The sequence below is a fragment of the Dysgonomonas sp. HGC4 genome, assembly GCF_001261715.1.
In the GTDB taxonomy this organism is placed as follows: Bacteria; Bacteroidota; Bacteroidia; order Bacteroidales; family Dysgonomonadaceae; genus Dysgonomonas_A.
In genome coordinates this window covers 1-1,539 of the sequence record NZ_CVRU01000129.1, presented here as the reverse complement: position 1 = coordinate 1,539, position 1,539 = coordinate 1, and the positions used below count along the sequence as shown (strand labels likewise).

Below are 1,539 nucleotides of genomic sequence, written 5' to 3'. Positions count from 1 at the left end.
AGTTAAACACGTATAGTGATTAAAATTTATATTAGGTTATTTAAGCAATTTTTATCTCATAGTGTTATATTATGATGCTATGGGATAAAAAAACGTTGTTGCTGTTTTATTTTTTCTCTTGTGGCAAAAAAAATAACTTTTAAGTAAATTATATGTACGTCTTTTGTTCAAAAACAAGAGGAATAAATATGATTAGATTTTTTTATTAGGTGCGATATTATTAGGATTTGAAAGTTCAAGCATAACACTGTAACTCCAAACGTAATTGAAAAAATTGAACTTCCTTTTGCATATTTCTATTCGGCGAGTATTTAATGTATAATGACAATGCTTCTACTTGTAGAAGCAAGGGTATTTAAAAAGGAGTCTTTGTTCCTGAGAATCTAATTGAGATTCGAGGAAAGTTAGATTTTGATCGTATAGAGTCTTTTTAGGGGTTGTATATCTATTTTCAGGATTATGATGGATTAGAAAAGTAATCTATTATTTTTTATTTACTGATTATAAAATAATGTCTTTGTCCATATTTGAAATAAGTTCTCGTTGTAAATTTAGAAATTTAGCACGTTGTATTTCATTACTTTGGGTGATAAGTGTCGAGTATTTTTTTAGAGAATCAAGCCATCTTTTTTGAACAAAAGAAGCTTGTGAATTAGAAATGCTTATCGGGTCAGAGAAATATGACCAAAGTTGGGTATAGGACTGTCCATCGTACTCAAAATAAGAAGAGTTAGATTCAATATTCAATGAGGAAAGATATATCTGTACTTCTGAGCCAATTTGATTTACTCCTTTCTGTGTCATCTCTTCTAATAAATCTATGCATTCGTATAGTTCCTCTTGTATTACCCGCAGTTCAGATTCACTAATCAAATTTCTTTTATAAAAATAACTAACATCTAGCATAGTTGATGATATGGTATTTTTGTCTATGATGATTTCTAGTTTGTTTACTCTCTGAAGATTATACTTTAATTTTTTTTGTAAGTTTAGTATCTCCTGTGGTATACTAAAATCTGAATAATAGAAATTTAGAGGGACATCTTCTGTCTGATGTATCCATTTGTAATAACGGAATTTAGAAATATTGGGAAATGATACTAAGAAAAGCGTGGGAAAATGATTTCCTGCCAATATAACTTTCGAATTAGTAGATCTATGGACTTTAGATAATACCTCAATGGCTTCTATAATAACGTCCTTAATCTGGAGTATCGGAATCGAATGATTTAGTTCATGTAAATTAAAGAATACACGTTTGCCACTACTTTGTCCGATAATCTCATCCAATGAGATATTAAGATGTAGTCCAATCTTGGATATCTCCTCAAATGTAAAAGGAATTTCATTTCTGACTCTTCGATAAGTAGATTCTTTAGCTAAATCCAGTAAGTCCATTAAAAAAGGAACTATATTTTTCTCTTTGGGTATATTCTTGCGTATGTGATTAACGACTATTTCATTCAAAGTTTTTTTCATATAGCTACTAAGGTATTAAATGAAATCTTAAATATATCTATGTTTATGTATTATTGTATA

General features: G+C 28.9%; 1 protein-coding gene. It reads right to left on the bottom strand.

What is annotated here, in order from left to right; genetic code table 11:
* Nucleotides 1-501 precede the first annotated feature (501 nt).
* Nucleotides 502-1,467 (bottom strand): hypothetical protein, encoded by a 966-nt coding sequence (locus tag HGC4_RS13135; RefSeq protein WP_157258290.1) that lies wholly within the window; start codon nucleotides 1,465-1,467, stop codon nucleotides 502-504.
* Between the last annotated feature and the right edge of the window lie 72 nt (nucleotides 1,468-1,539).